General features: G+C 71.2%; 14 protein-coding genes. 4 read left to right on the top strand and 10 right to left on the bottom strand.

What is annotated here, in order from left to right; all coding sequences use genetic code 11:
* Positions 1 to 7: 7 nt before the first annotated feature.
* Entirely contained in the window at positions 8 to 403 is a 396-nt protein-coding gene (locus tag HEP85_RS16700; protein WP_168528454.1) for a VOC family protein, read from the bottom strand.
* Positions 404 to 496: 93 nt separating this feature from the next.
* Between HEP85_RS16700 and HEP85_RS16695 the strand changes: the two genes are divergently transcribed.
* Positions 497 to 1,057 carry a CGNR zinc finger domain-containing protein gene (locus HEP85_RS16695; protein ID WP_168528453.1) on the top strand — a complete coding sequence of 187 codons (561 nt, stop codon included), beginning with the start codon at positions 497 to 499 and terminating at the stop codon, positions 1,055 to 1,057.
* A gap of 130 nt (positions 1,058 to 1,187) precedes the next feature.
* Here the strand turns inward: HEP85_RS16695 and HEP85_RS16690 are convergent, their stop codons facing one another.
* From HEP85_RS16690 to HEP85_RS16675, 4 genes are all read right to left on the bottom strand, one after another.
* Positions 1,188 to 1,787 carry a hypothetical protein gene (locus tag HEP85_RS16690; RefSeq protein ID WP_168528452.1) on the bottom strand — a complete coding sequence of 200 codons (600 nt, stop codon included), beginning with the start codon at positions 1,785 to 1,787 and terminating at the stop codon, positions 1,188 to 1,190.
* Positions 1,788 to 1,813: 26 nt separating this feature from the next.
* Entirely contained in the window at positions 1,814 to 2,371 is a 558-nt protein-coding gene (locus HEP85_RS16685) for a hypothetical protein (protein ID WP_168528451.1), read from the bottom strand.
* 100 nt (positions 2,372 to 2,471) lie between these two features.
* Complete coding sequence (locus tag HEP85_RS16680) at positions 2,472 to 3,752, bottom strand: AI-2E family transporter (RefSeq protein WP_356015692.1); 1,281 nt, start codon at positions 3,750 to 3,752, stop codon at positions 2,472 to 2,474.
* A 178-nt stretch (positions 3,753 to 3,930) separates the two neighbouring features.
* The gene (locus HEP85_RS16675) at positions 3,931 to 5,274 is read right to left on the bottom strand and encodes a UDP-glucose/GDP-mannose dehydrogenase family protein (protein WP_369657740.1); all 1,344 of its coding nucleotides are present in this window, start codon (positions 5,272 to 5,274) and stop codon (positions 3,931 to 3,933) included.
* Between the two features lie 176 nt (positions 5,275 to 5,450).
* On the opposite strand from HEP85_RS16675, the gene HEP85_RS16670 reads away from it, so the two are divergent.
* Positions 5,451 to 6,623 (top strand): acyl-CoA dehydrogenase family protein, encoded by a 1,173-nt coding sequence (locus HEP85_RS16670; RefSeq protein ID WP_168528449.1) that lies wholly within the window; start codon positions 5,451 to 5,453, stop codon positions 6,621 to 6,623.
* Between the two features lie 162 nt (positions 6,624 to 6,785).
* Here HEP85_RS16670 and HEP85_RS16665 read toward each other — a convergent pair whose 3' ends face one another.
* The 4 genes from HEP85_RS16665 to HEP85_RS16650 form a co-directional block, all read right to left on the bottom strand.
* Positions 6,786 to 8,453, bottom strand: a complete 1,668-nt coding sequence (locus HEP85_RS16665; protein ID WP_168528448.1) for an LCP family protein — start codon at positions 8,451 to 8,453, stop codon at positions 6,786 to 6,788.
* A 216-nt stretch (positions 8,454 to 8,669) separates the two neighbouring features.
* On the bottom strand, positions 8,670 to 9,047 hold the full coding sequence (locus HEP85_RS16660; protein ID WP_168528447.1) for a hypothetical protein: 378 nt from the start codon (positions 9,045 to 9,047) through the stop codon (positions 8,670 to 8,672).
* 561 nt (positions 9,048 to 9,608) lie between these two features.
* Positions 9,609 to 10,247 (bottom strand): HAD family phosphatase, encoded by a 639-nt coding sequence (locus HEP85_RS16655; RefSeq protein WP_168528446.1) that lies wholly within the window; start codon positions 10,245 to 10,247, stop codon positions 9,609 to 9,611.
* Between the two features lie 362 nt (positions 10,248 to 10,609).
* Positions 10,610 to 11,158 (bottom strand): acyl-CoA thioesterase, encoded by a 549-nt coding sequence (locus HEP85_RS16650; RefSeq protein ID WP_168528445.1) that lies wholly within the window; start codon positions 11,156 to 11,158, stop codon positions 10,610 to 10,612.
* A gap of 120 nt (positions 11,159 to 11,278) precedes the next feature.
* Here HEP85_RS16650 and HEP85_RS16645 point away from each other — a divergent pair, with 120 nt between their 5' ends.
* A complete protein-coding gene (locus tag HEP85_RS16645; RefSeq protein ID WP_168528444.1) occupies positions 11,279 to 12,565 on the top strand; it encodes an LCP family protein in 1,287 nt (428 codons plus the stop codon).
* A 248-nt stretch (positions 12,566 to 12,813) separates the two neighbouring features.
* On the opposite strand, the gene HEP85_RS16640 is transcribed toward HEP85_RS16645, so the two are convergent.
* On the bottom strand, positions 12,814 to 14,391 hold the full coding sequence (locus HEP85_RS16640) for an LCP family protein (RefSeq protein ID WP_211118226.1): 1,578 nt from the start codon (positions 14,389 to 14,391) through the stop codon (positions 12,814 to 12,816).
* Between the two features lie 72 nt (positions 14,392 to 14,463).
* On the opposite strand from HEP85_RS16640, the gene HEP85_RS16635 reads away from it, so the two are divergent.
* Complete coding sequence (locus HEP85_RS16635) at positions 14,464 to 15,498, top strand: glycosyltransferase family 2 protein (protein WP_168528442.1); 1,035 nt, start codon at positions 14,464 to 14,466, stop codon at positions 15,496 to 15,498.
* Positions 15,499 to 15,572 lie beyond the last annotated feature (74 nt).

Raw genomic sequence — 15,572 nt, 5'->3', positions numbered from 1 at the left:
GCCCCGGTCAGCAGGCGCAGAGGCAGAACGGGTGCCCCGCGGGGTCGGCGTAGACCCGCCAGCCCCGTGAGCGGTCCTCCGCGTCCAGCGGCCGCGCGCCGAGCGCGAGCACGCCCTTCTCGGCCGCGTCCAGGTCGTCGACGGTCAGGTCCAGATGGAACTGCTGCGAGCCCTCGGGCGCCGGCCACCGCGGCGCTACGTACCCGGGAGCGGCCTGGAACGCCAGCGACCGTCCGCCGGGCACCACCAGATCCACCCAGTTCGCGTCCTCTGCGTCTCCTGCGTCTCCCGCGTTTCCTTCCTCGGATTCCACGGTGCCGCCCAGCACCTCGGCGTAGAACTCGGCCAGCGCGCGCGGGTCGGGACAGTCCAGGACGACGACGCCGAGCTTGGCGAGAGCCATGACTCCTCCTACGAGAGAATGGGTTACCTGTATACCCCTGCATGAGGTAACAGCGTTACTGCATGCTCCCGCATTGGAGGTAACGTCGCAACCATGAACGACCGTGCACCCGCACCTGGAGGACTGGCCCTGATCCAGTCCCTGGTGAACACCCTCGACCTCGAATCGGGCGCGGACCGGCTGGACACCGCCGAGGGCCGGGCCGCGTTCGGCCTCGTGGCGGGCGGCACCGAGGCGGCACGCGAACTGCGTGAGTCGCTGCGCGCGGTGTGCCTGGCGCACGCGGACCATCCACCGCACCGGCCCGTCACGCCGCTCGGCGAACTGCTGGCCGGCGCGCCCCTGTACCTCACGGTCGACGGACGGGACGGCGGCGCGGGCTTCGCTCCGGCCGCCCCCGCCGTCCTTTCGGTATCGGCCGCCCTTTCGGCCCCCGCCACCCCGTCGCCCGCCGTGAACGGGTCCCTCACCTCCCGCGTCGCCGCCGCCATCGCGGAGTCACTCGTCGACGGCACCTGGGCCCGGCTGAAGGCCTGCGAGGCGTCGACCTGCCACTGGGCGTACTACGACCGCTCCCCGGCCGGCCGCGGCCGCTGGTGCTCGATGTCGGTCTGCGGGGCGCGTGCCAAGATGCGCCGCTACCGCGCGAAGTAGGTGACGGAGCCGTACGAAGTGGGCCAACCGGCCGCGCCGGTCCCAGGGACGGTGGAGAATGTGGTTCGACGCCGGTCCGGCCGACTGAGCCTCGGCCGGACCGGCGTCGCCCGGGTGCCGCCGCGCCGGGTCAGGTGACCAGCAGCCGGTTGAAGAACGAGCGGTAGTGGCGCAGTGCCAGGCGCAGGTTCTCCGTGTCCGCCTGCTCACCCCGGTTCCACTGTCCTTCCAGTTCCTGTTTGTGATCGGCGAAGGTGGCGGCGAGCCTCTGCATCACGTCCGCGACGAGGGCGTCGGCGGTGTGCACGGCGTCGCGCGGGTCGTCGACGAACTGGCTCTGCGCCTCCTGCCAGCGGGCGCGGAACGCCTCCTCGTCCTGCGGGCTGAGGAGTTGGGGGGTGTCGTCGGCGTCCTGGGCGTCCCGGGAGCCGCCGGTGTCGCGCCCGCTGCCCGCGCGCCCGGTGTCCTCCGCGCCCCTGGCACCTTCGCGCCCGGTGTCCGCGCGTCCCGTGCCCTCGCGTCCGGTGCCGTCGAATCCCGCGTCGTCCTCGCGCTCCGGGGCGTCGCTCGGCGTGGCCGTGCTCTCGCCGGGGAACATCGGCGCGTCGGGCGGCGGGCCCGAGGTGTCCTCGGTGGCGCGGTCGTGGGGCCGGGCGAGATCGTCGGTGGACAGGCCGCTCTCGGTGGCGGTGTCCGGCGTGTCATGGCCTCGTGTGTCCTGGCGGTGCATCGCTCACTCCGTTCCGTCCGGGCCGGTCAGGCCCGCGCGTGGCGGCGACGGCCGCCGTCGGAGAGCAGCTCGTCGAAGAGGGCGCGGTAGTGCACCATGGCCCCCCGCAGCTGCTCCGTCGTCGCCTGGTGCTGTGTGCTGAGCGCGTCCACGTCATGGGCGGCCCGGTAGTGCTCCAGGGTGCGGCCGTGCTCGACCGAGAGGTCCTTGAGCTGCTGCTCGAAGTCCTGGGTCGGATAGCCGCGTTCGTTCATCAGCGAGGTCACCAGGCGGTCCGCGTCGTGCACGGCGCCCTCCGGGTGATCCACGAAGTCTTCCTGTACGCCGGCCCAGTCGCGGGTGTAGCGGTCCTTGGTGCCGCTGTCCAGCGGCCTGATGTCCAGGGAGTCGTGCCGCTTCTCACGGTCCTTGAGGTCGCGCTCCGCGGCCGAGCGGTTGTCGGCGCTCTCCACCGTTCGCTCGTACTCCGGACCGAAGCGCTCCCGCAGCTTCCGGCGCCGCATGAGCTGTGAAGCCACCACCGCGATCAGGGCGATCACCACCACGACAGGAATGATGATGGCCAGAAGTGTTCCTGTTGACATGGGGCAGAGCCTCCTCGCCGGCGCCCGATGTGCGCCTCTGTCTGTCGGGTCCCCTCAACCCCAGGCTTGAAACGAGATGCGTGGAATGCTCTTGATGCGGCTATGGGTGTGTTTTGTCGGTGGCGTGCGGGTCCGGTACGGGCGGGGCGGGCGGGGCGCGCAGCGCGCCGAACACGGACCACGCGACCGAGACCATCGGTACGGCGACGACCGCGCCGATCACCCCGGCCAGGACGCCGCCGGCGATGACGGAGAGGGCCACCACCACGGGGTGCAGCCGGACCGCCCAGCTGAGTACCAGCGGGTGCAGCACATGGCCCTCGAGCTGGCCGACGACCACGATCAGGGCGAGCACCACGAGGGCGACCACCGGACCCCGTGAGGCGAGGGCGACGACCGTGGCCACGGCCAGCGCGACGGGCGAGCCCACCAGCGGGACGAACGCGGCGAAGAACTCCAGCAGCATCAGCGGCAGCGCCAGCGGCACGCCCAGCAGGAACAACGCGATGCCCACCACCACGGCGTTGGTGGCGGCCACGATGATGATGCCCCGGGTGTACCCGGCGAACGTCCGCCAGGCCGCCCGTCCCGCGCGGTCCCACGGGTCCCGCGCGCGCTCGGGCAGCAGCGCCTGGAACCAGTGCCAGAACCGCTCACCGGAGTGGATGAAGAACAGCGAGCAGAACAGCGCGAGCACGCCGCCGGCCAGCACCTCCAGCACCCGCCCGGCGCCGCTGAGCGCGCTGCTGAGCAGTGCGGAACGGTGCTGTGAGAGGTACGCGGTCGCCTTGTCCTGAAGGTTCGCCAGCGCCGCGTGGTCGACGTGGAAGGGAGATCCCTCCAGCCACCGTTCGATCCGTCCGGCGCCCCCGGCGAACTCCTCGCCCAGCCGCCCCGATTCCCCCGCGACCAGACCGCCGACCAGGGCCAGCAGCCCGAGCACGACCACCACGCTCCCGACCAGGCTCACCGCGGTCGCCAGACCCCGGGGCAGCCACCGTGCCAGCAGATTGGCCGCCGGACGCAGCACCGAGGTCACCACCAGCGCGAGGAACAGCGCGACGGCGACCAGTTGCAGCCGTCCCAGGATCTTGAAGCACGCGTACGCGGCCGCTCCCAGCACGAGCAGCCGCCAGGCGTACCCGGCGGTCACCCGCAGTCCGCTGGTCACGTCCGCGGTCACGCTGTCGCGGTCCCCGCCGCGCCGCGCCGCCGTCCCGGCCGTACGCGCCCGGGTCACCGCGCCCACGCCGCCGACGGGCCGGCTCCCCCGTACGACGTACCGCGCCCGCCGTCCGCCGCGACCGGAGCCGCGGCCCGCGTCCGGACCCGTGCCGGGCTCACCCGGCCGTCCGTGCGAACGGCGCGATCCGTCGGTCACCCGTGCGTCACCGCCCTCCGTCGTCGGGACCGGACAGGCGCGTCGCCGAAGAGGCGCCTGCGGTCAACGCCGTGGCATCACGTGACCGGGCCGCAACGGGACAGATCGCACACAAGGGGCGTCAGGGACAGCGTGTGGTCCTCCGAGGAGGGGCCGCAAGCCGGGACGGGCGGGCGGGTCAGGCGGTGGGCCGTCCCATCGCCCGGTACGTCCAGTAGGCCCGCCGCCACAGCTCCGGGTCGAGGGCGTTGCGCCCGTCGAGGAGCACGCGGGCGGTGGCCACCTCGCCCAGGGCCGCGGGGTCCAGCTCACGGAACTCGCGCCACTCGGTGAGGTGCAGGACGACATCGGCGCCGCGGACGGCCCCGGCGGCCGAGTCCGCGTACCCGAGCGTCGGGAAGAGCCGCTTGGCGTTCGCCATGCCCTTGGGGTCGTAGACGGTGACCTGGCCGCCCTGGAGGTGGATCTGCCCGGCGACGTTCAGCGCCGGCGAGTCCCGTACGTCGTCGGAGTCGGGCTTGAAGGTCGCACCGAGCACGGCGACCCGCTTGCCGAGGAACGAACCGCCGCCGAGCGCCTCGCGGGCCATCTCGACCATCTGGCCGCGCCGCCGCATGTTGATGGAGTCGATCTCGCGCAGGAAGGTCAGTGCCTGGTCGGCGCCCAGCTCACCGGCGCGTGCCATGAAGGCGCGGATGTCCTTGGGCAGACAGCCGCCCCCGAAGCCGATCCCGGCCCGCAGGAACTTCTTGCCGATGCGGTCGTCGTGTCCTATGGCCTCGGCCAGCATGGCGACATCGCCGCCGGCGGCCTCGCAGACCTCGGCCATGGCGTTGATGAAGGAGATCTTGGTCGCGAGGAAGGAGTTCGCGGAGGTCTTCACCAGCTCGGCGGTCGGGAAGTCGGTCACCACGAAGGGCGAGCCCTCGGCGACCGGCGTCGTGTACACCTCGCGCAGCAGTTTCTCGGACCGCTCGCCGCGCACGCCCACCACGATCCGGTCGGGGTGCAGCGTGTCCTGTACGGCGAAACCCTCGCGCAGGAACTCCGGGTTCCAGGCGAGCTCGGCGTCCTCGCCCGCGGGGGACAGTTCGGCGAGCGTCCGTGCCAGCCGTTCCGCGGACCCCACGGGCACGGTGGACTTGCCGACGACGAGGGCGGGTCCCTTCAGGTGCGGGGCGAGCGACTCGAAGGCCGCGTCGACGTACGACATGTCGCACGCGTACTCGCCGTGCTTCTGCGGGGTGTTCACACAGACGAAGTGGACGTCGCCGAACTCTCCGACCTCGGCCCAGTCCATGGTGAAGCGCAGTCGCCCGGTGGACCCCTCGATGCCCGCCACATGCTTGCGCAGCAGCTCCTCGAGGCCCGGCTCGTACATCGGGACCTCGCCCCGCTGGAGCATCTCGATCTTCTCGGGGACGACATCGAGCCCCAGCACCTCGAAACCGAGTTCGGCCATGGCCGCGGCGTGTGTGGCGCCGAGATAGCCGGTACCGATCACGGTGATCTTGAGGGCCATGCGTGCTCCTGGGGTATACGGCCGTGGGTGCGCTGCCCGAGCATAGTCGGGGCATGACGGGGCCCCTCGTCGGGCAGGTTTCCCGCTGTCGCCAAGCTCACGTATCCCTCCCGTGGGCGGGCCCCTAAAATTTGGGTTACTTAACGGTAATTAGCGTCTTTGGAGCGTGAGAGACCTTGGCCGGATCGGCTGATTTCGACCTGTACCGCCCGTCCGAGGAGCACGACATGCTCCGGGACGCGATCCGCTCGCTGTCCGAGGCGAAGATCGCGCCGTACGCGGCGGTGGTCGACGAGGAGGCCCGTTTCCCGCAGGAGGCCCTGGACGCCCTGGTCTCCTCCGACCTGCACGCCGTGCACGTGCCGGAGACGTACGGCGGTGCCGGCGCCGACGCGCTCGCCACCGTGATCGTGATCGAGGAGGTGGCGCGGGTGTGCGCCAGCTCCTCCCTCATCCCGGCCGTGAACAAGCTCGGCTCGCTCCCGGTGATCCTCTCCGGTTCCGAGGCCCTGAAGCAGAAGTACCTGGCGCCCCTGGCGGCGGGCGACGGCATGTTCTCGTACTGCCTCTCCGAGCCGGACGCGGGCTCGGACGCGGCGGGCATGAAGACGAAGGCGGTCCGCGACGGCGACTCCTACGTCCTCAACGGTGTGAAGCGCTGGATCACCAACGCGGGTGAGTCCGAGTACTACACGGTGATGGCCGTCACCGACCCCACGAAGCGCTCCAAGGGCATATCGGCCTTCGTGGTCGAGAAGTCGGACGAGGGCGTCTCCTTCGGCGCCCCGGAGAAGAAGCTCGGCATCAAGGGCAGCCCGACGCGCGAGGTCTACCTCGACAACGTTCGCATCCCCGCGGACCGCATGATCGGCGAGGAGGGCACCGGCTTCGCCACCGCGATGAAGACCCTGGACCACACCCGCATCACGATCGCGGCCCAGGCGCTCGGCATCGCCCAGGGCGCTCTCGACTACGCCAAGGGCTACGTCCGCGAGCGCAAGCAGTTCGGCAAGCCGATCGCCGACTTCCAGGGCATCCAGTTCATGCTCGCCGACATGGCCATGAAGATCGAGGCCGCCCGCCAGCTGACGTACGCGGCGGCGGCCAAGTCCGAGCGCGTCGCCGCCGGAGGCGGAGAAGGCGACCTGACCTTCCAGGGCGCGGCGGCCAAGTGCTTCGCCTCCGACGTCGCCATGGAGGTCACCACGGACGCCGTCCAACTGCTCGGCGGCTACGGCTACACCCGTGACTACCCGGTCGAGCGCATGATGCGCGACGCCAAGATCACCCAGATCTACGAAGGCACGAACCAAGTGCAGCGGATCGTGATGGCGAGGAACCTTCCCTAGCAGGGTCTTTACAGGTCAGCCGTGGGATCCGGACGCGGACGGCCGCGTAGTGATCGTCCACGCGCGCTGACCGCCGGCACGCGGAAGGGGCCGCAGCTCTTCACGGAGCTGCGGCCCCTTTCAGCGTGGGCGCTGTCCGCCGGCGCGGTCAGCGGGTCCCGCTCACCCCCAGGTGAACCCCGGCTGGATCTCCATGCACGCGTCCTCCTTGTCACCGCTCAGCACGGCGGCGGACTTGGGTGCCTTCGTCGGCTGCGCGGATGCCGGATAGGTCTTCCCGGTACGCCAGTCCGCGCCCACGATCATCGTGACTCCCGAGACGTCGGTCGACTTGCGCACCGAACTCACCGGCACCCCCATCGCCTTGGCCACCGCCTGGGCGTCACCCTCCAGATCGGCGCTGGGGTAGAGGACGGTGGTCTCGGCCTCGGGGGTCAGTTCCGTGTCCTTCACGGCCTGGGTGAACCCCTTGCCCCGCAGGGCCTGTTCGACCGCCAGGGCCCGCTGGGGCGTCGGGGCCTGGCCGTTCACTCCGGTGCCGTTGCGGACCTGTACGGCGATCTGGCCGTTCGGTGCCGCGGGGTCCTTCGAGGTCTGCTCGGCCTTCGGCTTCGTGCCGTGGCCGTTCAGCGGAGTGTCCTTACGGATCATGGAGATGAGCTGGTCGGCGTCACCGGGCAGGGGCACCAGCCGGTTGTGGTCCTGCGACCACTGCTCCGTGGGCAGCGTCGTCATCGTGATGCCCTTGGTGGGCACCCGCTTGAAGTCCTCGGACAGGTCGTACAGCTTCTTGACCGTTCCCAGGCCCTCGTCGACCGTCAGCGCCTTCGTCGCGGTCTCCGCCAGCCTGCGCATCTCGTCGGGGTTGCTCAGCGTCGCGTTCTCGCGCAGCTGGCGCACCATCGAGTTCATGTACATGTGCTGGGCGTGGGTACGGCCGAGGTCGGTGCCGTCCTCGAAGCCGTAACGGGTGCGCAGCCACTGCAAGGCCTGCTTTCCCTTGACCGGCGTGGTGCCCGCCTTCAGCTTCAGGCCCGATCCGTGCCCGTCCGAGGTGTGCGAGTAGACGTTCTTCCGTACGCAGACCGGGACCCCGCCGATGGCGTCCGCCATCGACACGACCCCGGAGAAGTCGACCATCATGAAGTGGTCGATGTGGATGTCGGTGAGCTTCTCCCAGGTGGCGACCGTGCAGCCGGGGCCGCCGCGGCCCAGCGATTCGTTGGCCATGGACAGGGAGAGCGGCTCGTACACCTTGTGGGTGTGCGGGTCGGTGCACTTGGGGATGGAGATCATGGTGTCGCGCGGGAGGCTGACCACGGACATGTTGCTGCGGTCGGCCGAGACGTGCACCAGCATCTGCACATCCGCGAGCGGCGGGCGGCCCACATCACCCTTGGACCCGCCGAGCTTGAGGTCCTCCGCGGTGTTCCGGCTGTCCGAGCCGATCATCAGGATGTTCAGCGGACTCTGGCCGGCGGCGTTCGCGGTCGCCTTGGGCGCGGCGTCGTCACCGAGGTTGAGCTTGTCCTTCTTGATGTTGCTGTTGAGGTGCTCGTAGTAGAGGTAACCCGCCCCGGCGGTCCCCAGTATCACCACCGTCAGCGTCATCGCCGACCAGCGCAGTATTCGCCGCTTCGGGCGCGGGGGTCTCGACTCCGCCTTGCGCCTGCGGCTGCCGCCCTGCGGCTCGCGGTCGCCGGACGGCGAGCGCGAGCCCTCTTTGTGCCGTCCGCCGTCCGTGCCCTGCGCCTCGCCCGCCCCACCGGGTTCGTCGCCGCGCCGAGTGTGCGGCAGAGCCCCTTCTCCGCGCACGCTGCTTCGTGTCATTCTCCTGCCCCTCCCCGCCCCCGGCATCCTCACCGCGGCTTCGTTTCGCGTCCCGGCACACGTCCTAGTACGGACCGGGGCAACCATGTCGCCTTCCCCCCTCGACCGTGTGCCTCGGAAAACCTGGGCACAGGCCGGGCGAAGTCTCGGCCACGGCACTTTTCGTGGCGTCGCCGTGCTCCTCCACTCAGTGAGACGCAGAATCGGCCCTCGAGGTCACCGGACGCGCCTGACCTCGTTGACTCCCGACCGTGGAACGCCGGTCCGGTGCCTTCGTCGGACCGGTGACCGGTGCGCCCCCACACCTGAAGTCCCCACCGAGGGCGGCGCGTTCGCGGGCACCCCCCGCGGTCCGCTCTCGCTCCTGCCCGGCTTCAGGGCCGGTGCCGCAACCCCCACGATGTCGGCCGGTTCGCGCGCGGCCCGGACATCGGCGGCGGAGCGGGGGCCCTTGAGCCCGGCCGCGTCCGCCGTCTTCTCCCGCTGCTTCGCCGCGAGGGCCGTCCTGGCGCGACCGTCGGGCAGGCCCGCGCTGTGGGTGCCGGCGCCCGCGACGTCGACGACGAGGTCCCGGGGGATGCTCGGCGCGGTCACGGTCGCGTTCGTCCGGTGGGCCGAGTGCCGAGTCGGACTTCCTCGTGCGGTGGGAGACATGCGGCAGGATGCCGGTGTCCGCGGGGCCGAAGCGGACGGCGTTCGCGCCGCCGGCCAGGACGCACGCCGGGGTGTCGCCGGTGTTCAGCGCCCACTGCTTCGACGCGTCGATGCTGTCCGCCCATCCACGGCCCTGCGTGTCCACGGTCGTCTTGTCCTCCGTCGGGGCCACGCGGTGTACCGGCCCCAAGCCCCTCGGCCGGTCATGCGCGCGGGCAACGCGCGACTCGTGGCCAAGCGCGCCGGATCGCTCACACTATCGGCCAAGTTGAACGTCGAACGACGGCGGTGAGTAATACCACTCCCGTACAACCGGTCAATTGGCCCATTTCCGGGGAATAAAGATCGCTCTTTGGTGCACGCTTTACCCGCGGGCGTCCGTCGGCGGCCAAGGCACCACGGAACGCCGGGCACCGGCTCCGCTGGTCAACGGCGCGTCGGCCAGGCGGGTTTGGGGCGCCGACCCGGTGGAGCGGAGTCAGAGCCCGTGCCGGCCGGGCGTCACAGGGCGGCCAGTGCGCGGCGCAGGTCCTCGGGAGCGCGGTAGTGGACGGCCCGCATCCCGAGTGCGGACGCCGCCTCCACGTTCTCCAGGGTGTCGTCCACGAACAGGCAGCGCTCGGCCGGAACTCCGGCGCGCTCGACGGCGATGTCGTAGATGCGCCGGTCGGGCTTGGCGATGCCCACCCGCGCGCTGCTGACCACGTGGTCGGCGAGATCCGTCAGACCCAGGGCCTCCAGGTCCTCCTCCAGCTGCACCGAGGTGTTGGTGACGAGGACCAGGGGCACGTGGGCGCGGGCCCCGCGCAGCAGCGACACCACCGCCGCGTCCGCCCGGAACGGCGTCCGGACGAGCGCCCGGCCCAGCTCCCGGGCCGCCGCCTCGGACACCAGCCCGGCCAGACCCCGCACGGCCGACCGTGCCCACTCGTCCGGCGTGATCCGCCCGACCACCAGCGGCAGCACCGTGTCCGGTGCGAAGGCCAGCTTCATGGTGGTGCCCTCGGCCAGTCCGGCGGCGCGCTCCAGCGCGTTCAGGCGGGACGGGTCGTAGACGCGGATCACGTTGTCGACGTCGCACAGCACCGCGTCGAAGGGGCGACCGCCCGAGGTGGGGGGGGAGGCGGGAGAGAGGGTCATGCCGTCACCCTGACATCCGGCCCCGGGAAGCCGTCGACCAGGGCCGTCGACCGGGCCGCCGCACCCCCCTCGCAGCCCTCGCGCCCGCCTCGGGACCGGGACGGGGGCCGGCGCGCGGCCTCGGTGCTCCAGCGCCCTGTACCCCTGACCTACGGCGCCGCTGACCTCCGGCGCTCCCGTACTCCGGCGCTCCCGTACTCCGGCGGTCCGGAGCCGCCGACAACTCCGGCTCCCGCCGGTGGCCTTCGTACTCCCGGGACCGCGATGCCCGGTGCCCGCCGACGCCCGCGGTCCTGCGTGGCTGACGCCCGCGGTCCTGCGTGGCTGACGCCTGCGGCCCTACTTGGCTGACGTCCGCGGCCCTACGCGTCCAGCCCGTCCGCCATCCGCTTCTCCCGCAGCTCCATGATCGCCCGGCGGCGGGCCAGCCGGTGGGTGCGGCGGATCTGGGCCTCCTGGTAGCGGCGCTCGTCCCGCTCGGTCTCCGGGAGGACGGGCGGAACGCGGCGCGGCTTGCCGTCGGCGTCGACCGCGGTGAAGACGAGATAGGCCGAGCCGACCTGCTGGGGTGGCGTGGACTCGTTCCACCGCTCGGCGAGCACCCGGACACCGACCTCTATCGACGTCCGGCCCGTCCAGTTGACCTGGGCCTTCACATGGACGAGGTCGCCCACGCGCACGGGCTCGAGGAAAGCCATCTCGTCCATGGAGGCGGTCACCGCGGGCCCACCGGAGTGCCGCCCGGCCACCGCACCCGCCGCGTCGTCCACGAGTTTCATGATCACGCCACCGTGCACCGTGCCCAGAAGGTTGGTGTCGTTGTGGGTCATGATGTGGCTGAGGGTGGTCCGGGACGCGGAGGTCGGCTTGCCCGGAATATCGGATTCCGGAGTGGGCGCCTGGTCTGTCATGCCCTCCACCCTATGCGGGGTGCGCGCATGGTCCGCTTTGCATCAGCTCTGCAACAGGCGTGACCCAGATCTCCCCCCTCTCTTGTTAGGCACCTGGTGCGGCCCTGCACACTGGTCCGCATGAACGATTGGCCCGACGGGTGGGACGACAGCCGCAACAACGGCGGCAACCGTTACGGTCGCGGCAGCGCGGGCGCACAGCCCGAGAGCGCCCGCGTCATGCGGCAGGTTCGGCGTGGTCCGGCGTCGCCCGGTCCGGGCCCCGGCGCCCCGCCCTACGGCGGAGTGCCCCAGCAGCCGACGTACGGGGACGGCTACGACAACGGATACGACTCCGGCTACAACACCGGCCAGGTCTACGGATCGCCGAACGGCCCCGGCGGCCCGCAGGGTCCCGGTGGCACCGGCACCCGGGATCCGCGCCCCGCGCCGAACTGGCGGCGCCGGATCAAGTGGACCGCGATCACGCTGGTCACGCTGCTGGTCGTGGTCTCCGTCAGCACCTACTTCTGGGCGGACTCCAAGCTGCACCGTGACGTCGATCTGTCGAAGGTCATCGACCGGCCCGACGCGGGCCAGGGCACGAACTACCTGATCGTCGGCTCCGACAGCCGCGCCGGTATGTCCGCCGAGGAGAAGAAGAAGCTGCACACCGGCTCCGCCGAGGGCAAGCGCACGGACTCCATGATGATCCTGCACACCGGCGACAACGGCTCCACGCTGGTCTCGCTGCCCCGCGACTCGAACGTCGAGATACCGACGTACAAGGGCTCCGACTCCGGCAAGACGTACCAGGGCACCGGCCGGCACGTGAAGCTGAACGCGGCGTACGCGGAGGACGGCCCCGAGCTCCTCGTGCGGACCGTCGAGTTCAACACCGGTCTGCGCATCGACCACTACGTGGAGATCGGCTTCGGCGGCTTCGCGAAGATCGTGGACGCGGTCGGCGGCGTCGACATGACCCTCGACAAGGGCTTCAAGGACAAGTACTCCGGCGCCGACTTCAAGGCGGGCAAGCAGACGCTGAACGGCGAGCAGGCCCTCGCCTTCGTCCGCACCCGGCACGCCTTCGCCGCCTCGGACCTGGAGCGCACCAAGAACCAGCAGAAGTTCCTGGCCGCCCTGGCCCACCAGGTCGCGACCCCGTCCACGGTCCTGAACCCCTTCACCCTCTACCCGACGATGGGCGCGGGCCTGGACTCGCTGACCGTCGACAAGGACATGAGCCTGTGGGACCTCGCGGACATGTTCTGGGCGATGAAGGGTGTCACCGGCGGTGACGGCAAGTCCATGAACATGCCGATCTCCGGCTCCACGGGCGGCAACCTCGTCTGGGACAAGGCCAAGGTCAAGGCGCTGGTCGACGAGCTGAAGAACGACGACAAGGTGACGGTCTCGGGCAACTGAGGACCGACGCCCCACACCCGTGACAGGGCCCCGCCGAGCACATCGGCGGGGCCCTGTCACGTACACGCGCCCTAGGGCGCGTTGCGAAAGTCCCGTCTGCCTCGCGACGCCTGGCACGCACTCTCGCCGCACCGGGCGAAAACCCGAGTACGTCCAGTACGCGGGCTTCCGCCCGGCCCACCGAGAGCACGCACCAGACGCCGCGAGGCCCGCCCTCCGGGCGGACGACGGGACTTTCGCAACACGCCCTAGCGGCACAGCACCTCGTCGCCGGTCACCACGGGAGACGACTCCCCCGGGGACGGAGCGTCCACCCCTACCCGTCTGACCTCCTTGAAGTCCGCTCCCGCGAGCACCTTCAGCACCGGCCCCTGTCGGACGACCGCGCGCAGCTCGCTGCCGGGCAGCGCCGCCGCCAGGGAGCGCGCGGAACGGTCCCAGCGCGGGTCGTACATGATGACGGTGTGCTTCAGGCCCGACTCCTGCGCGGTCGCGGGCTGCCCGGTCGTACGGAACCCGGTAGCGGCGAGCGCGCCGTCCACCCGCCTGCCGAGGCCCTCGGTGGAGGTCGCGTTCTCCACCTGGACATGGATCTGCTGCGGGGCCACCTCGACGCGCGCGACCGCGCTGCGCACCGCCGCCCGGTGCGGCGGGGTGAGCGGCTTGTCGTCGCGCAGCGACCCGAAGAGACGGGCGGCCTTCGGCTCGTCCCACTTCAGCGTCGAGCCGATGCCTTTGACGGCGAAGCCCATCCGCCCGATCGGCACGGTCGTGAACTCGGAGGAGGAAGGGGAGAAGTTGCGCATCGCCCGGCCGAGGTCCAGCAGCTCGTCGGTGCCGAAGCCCCTGTCCGCGCGGACCGAGCCGAGCACGGCCCGGGTGACGTCACGGAACCTCAGCGGGTTCAGCAGCACTCCGGAGGAGGTGGCGCGGCCGATCAGCGCCGCCAGGAACCGCTGCTGGCGCTGCATCCTGCCGAGGTCGGAGGCACCGTCGACATGCCGGGAGCGCACGTACTGCAGCGCCTGCCCGCCGTTCAGCTCGTGCGGGCCGGCCGTCAGGTCGAGTCCCGTGTAGGAGTCCTTCAGAGGCCGCGTGGTGCAGATGTCGACGCCCCCGAGCACGTCCACGGTCTTCATGAAGCTGGTGAAGTCGACCTCCAGGTAGTGGTCGATCTTCAGGTGGGTCATGTTCTCGACGGTGCGCACGGTCAGCTGCGGACCACCCTCCGCGTACGCCGCGTTGAGCTTGATCGGGTGCGGGGCGTGCTGCGCGCCGGTGGTCTGGTCGGTGTGCGCGGGCGTCTCGGCGTACGAGTCGCGCGGCAGGCTGACGACGCTGGCGCGCTCCTTGTCCGCCGCGATGTGCACGATCATGATCGTGTCGGTGCAGTGACAGGGGGCGCCGCCCAGGCGGTACTTGCGCCGCTCGCTCTCCGTGATCTTCTCGCGGCCGTCGGTGCCGACCAGCAGGACGTTCATGCCGTGGCCCGCCGCGGGACGGTTCTTCATGTCCTTGAACGGGTCGACCCGGGCGATGTCCTCGTCGAGGCTGGTGACCACCGCGTGCCCGATGCCCGCCGACGCGAGGACCACCACCGACAGCGTGGTGATGACCCGCATGGCCCAGCGCGGCCTCTTCCTCCGTACGGGGGGCCGCGCCGGAGGCCGCCGGGTACGGGACGGCTGTGGGCGGCCCTGGAGAGGAGGCCGCCGTGGACGGACGGGGTCGGGAGCGTGGGGCGGGGCGGCGGAGCGGGGCGACGTGGGCAAGGGGGACACCTCCGCGAGGCTGGGCGTGGGGATGCGTGAGCACGGTAGGCAGATACGATCTCCTGCCCGGCCCGTAGGCAGGGCGGCGCGCGCCCGTGTCCCCCATTCGCGGTAACGTGACGTCCGATGAGCGAGAAGTCTGGCGTGCAGCCCCCCGCCGTATCCGTGATCATGCCCGTCCTCAACGAGGAGAGGCACCTTCGCGGAGCCGTCCAAGCGATCCTGGCGCAGGAGTACGACGGCGAGATGGAGGTGGTGATCGCCATCGGTCCGTCCACGGACCGTACGGACGAGATCGCCGCCCGGCTCGTGGCCGAGGACCCCCGCGTGCACACCGTGCCGAACCCGACCGGCCGCACCCCCGCCGCGCTCAACGCGGCGATCAAGGCGTCCCGGCACCCCGTCGTCGTCCGCGTCGACGGGCACGGCATGCTCTCGCCGAACTACATCGCCACCGCCGTCCGCCTCCTGGAGGAGACCGGCGCGCAGAACGTCGGCGGCATCATGCACGCGGAGGGCGAGAACGACTGGGAGCACGCCGTCGCGGCCGCGATGACCTCGAAGATCGGCGTGGGCAACGCGGCCTTCCACACGGGCGGGGAGGCCGGACCGGCCGAGACCGTGTACCTCGGCGTCTTCCGGCGCGAGGCGCTGGAGCGGCAGGGCGGCTACAACGAGGAGTTCATCCGCGCCCAGGACTGGGAGCTGAACTTCCGGATCCGGGAGGCGGGCGGCCTCATCTGGTTCTCGCCCGAGCTGAAGGTGTCGTACCGGCCGCGGCCCTCCGTCAGGGCCCTCGCCAAGCAGTACAAGGACTACGGACGCTGGCGCCATGTCGTCGCCCGCTACCACGAGGGCTCCATCAACCTGCGCTACCTCGCCCCGCCGACCGCTGTGTGCGCGATCGCGGCGGGCGTCGTGGTGGGCGCGGCCCTGACGCCCTGGGGCTTCCTGATCCCCGGCGGCTACCTCGCGGCGATAGCCGCGGGTTCGCTGCCCGCGGGCAAGGGGCTGCGGGCGAAGGCCCGCCTGCAGATCCCCGTGGCCCTCGCCACCATGCACATGTCCTGGGGCTTCGGCTTCCTGACCAGCCCGCGAGCGCTGGCCAGAAGGGTGATCGCCTCACGGCGTCCCGCCGTACGGGAGTCCGCCACTTCATGAGGTCGCGGCTCGTCGGCCCGCGTGCGCGCCGACGAGCACTGCCCGATCCCGCCGCCTGAACGGGTCCGCCCCAC

It is taken from the genome of Streptomyces sp. RPA4-2 (assembly GCF_012273515.2).
Taxonomy (GTDB): Bacteria; Actinomycetota; Actinomycetes; order Streptomycetales; family Streptomycetaceae; genus Streptomyces; species Streptomyces kaempferi.
The sequence above is the reverse complement of the archived record's forward strand: the minus strand, read 5'-3'. Positions and strand labels throughout refer to the sequence as shown.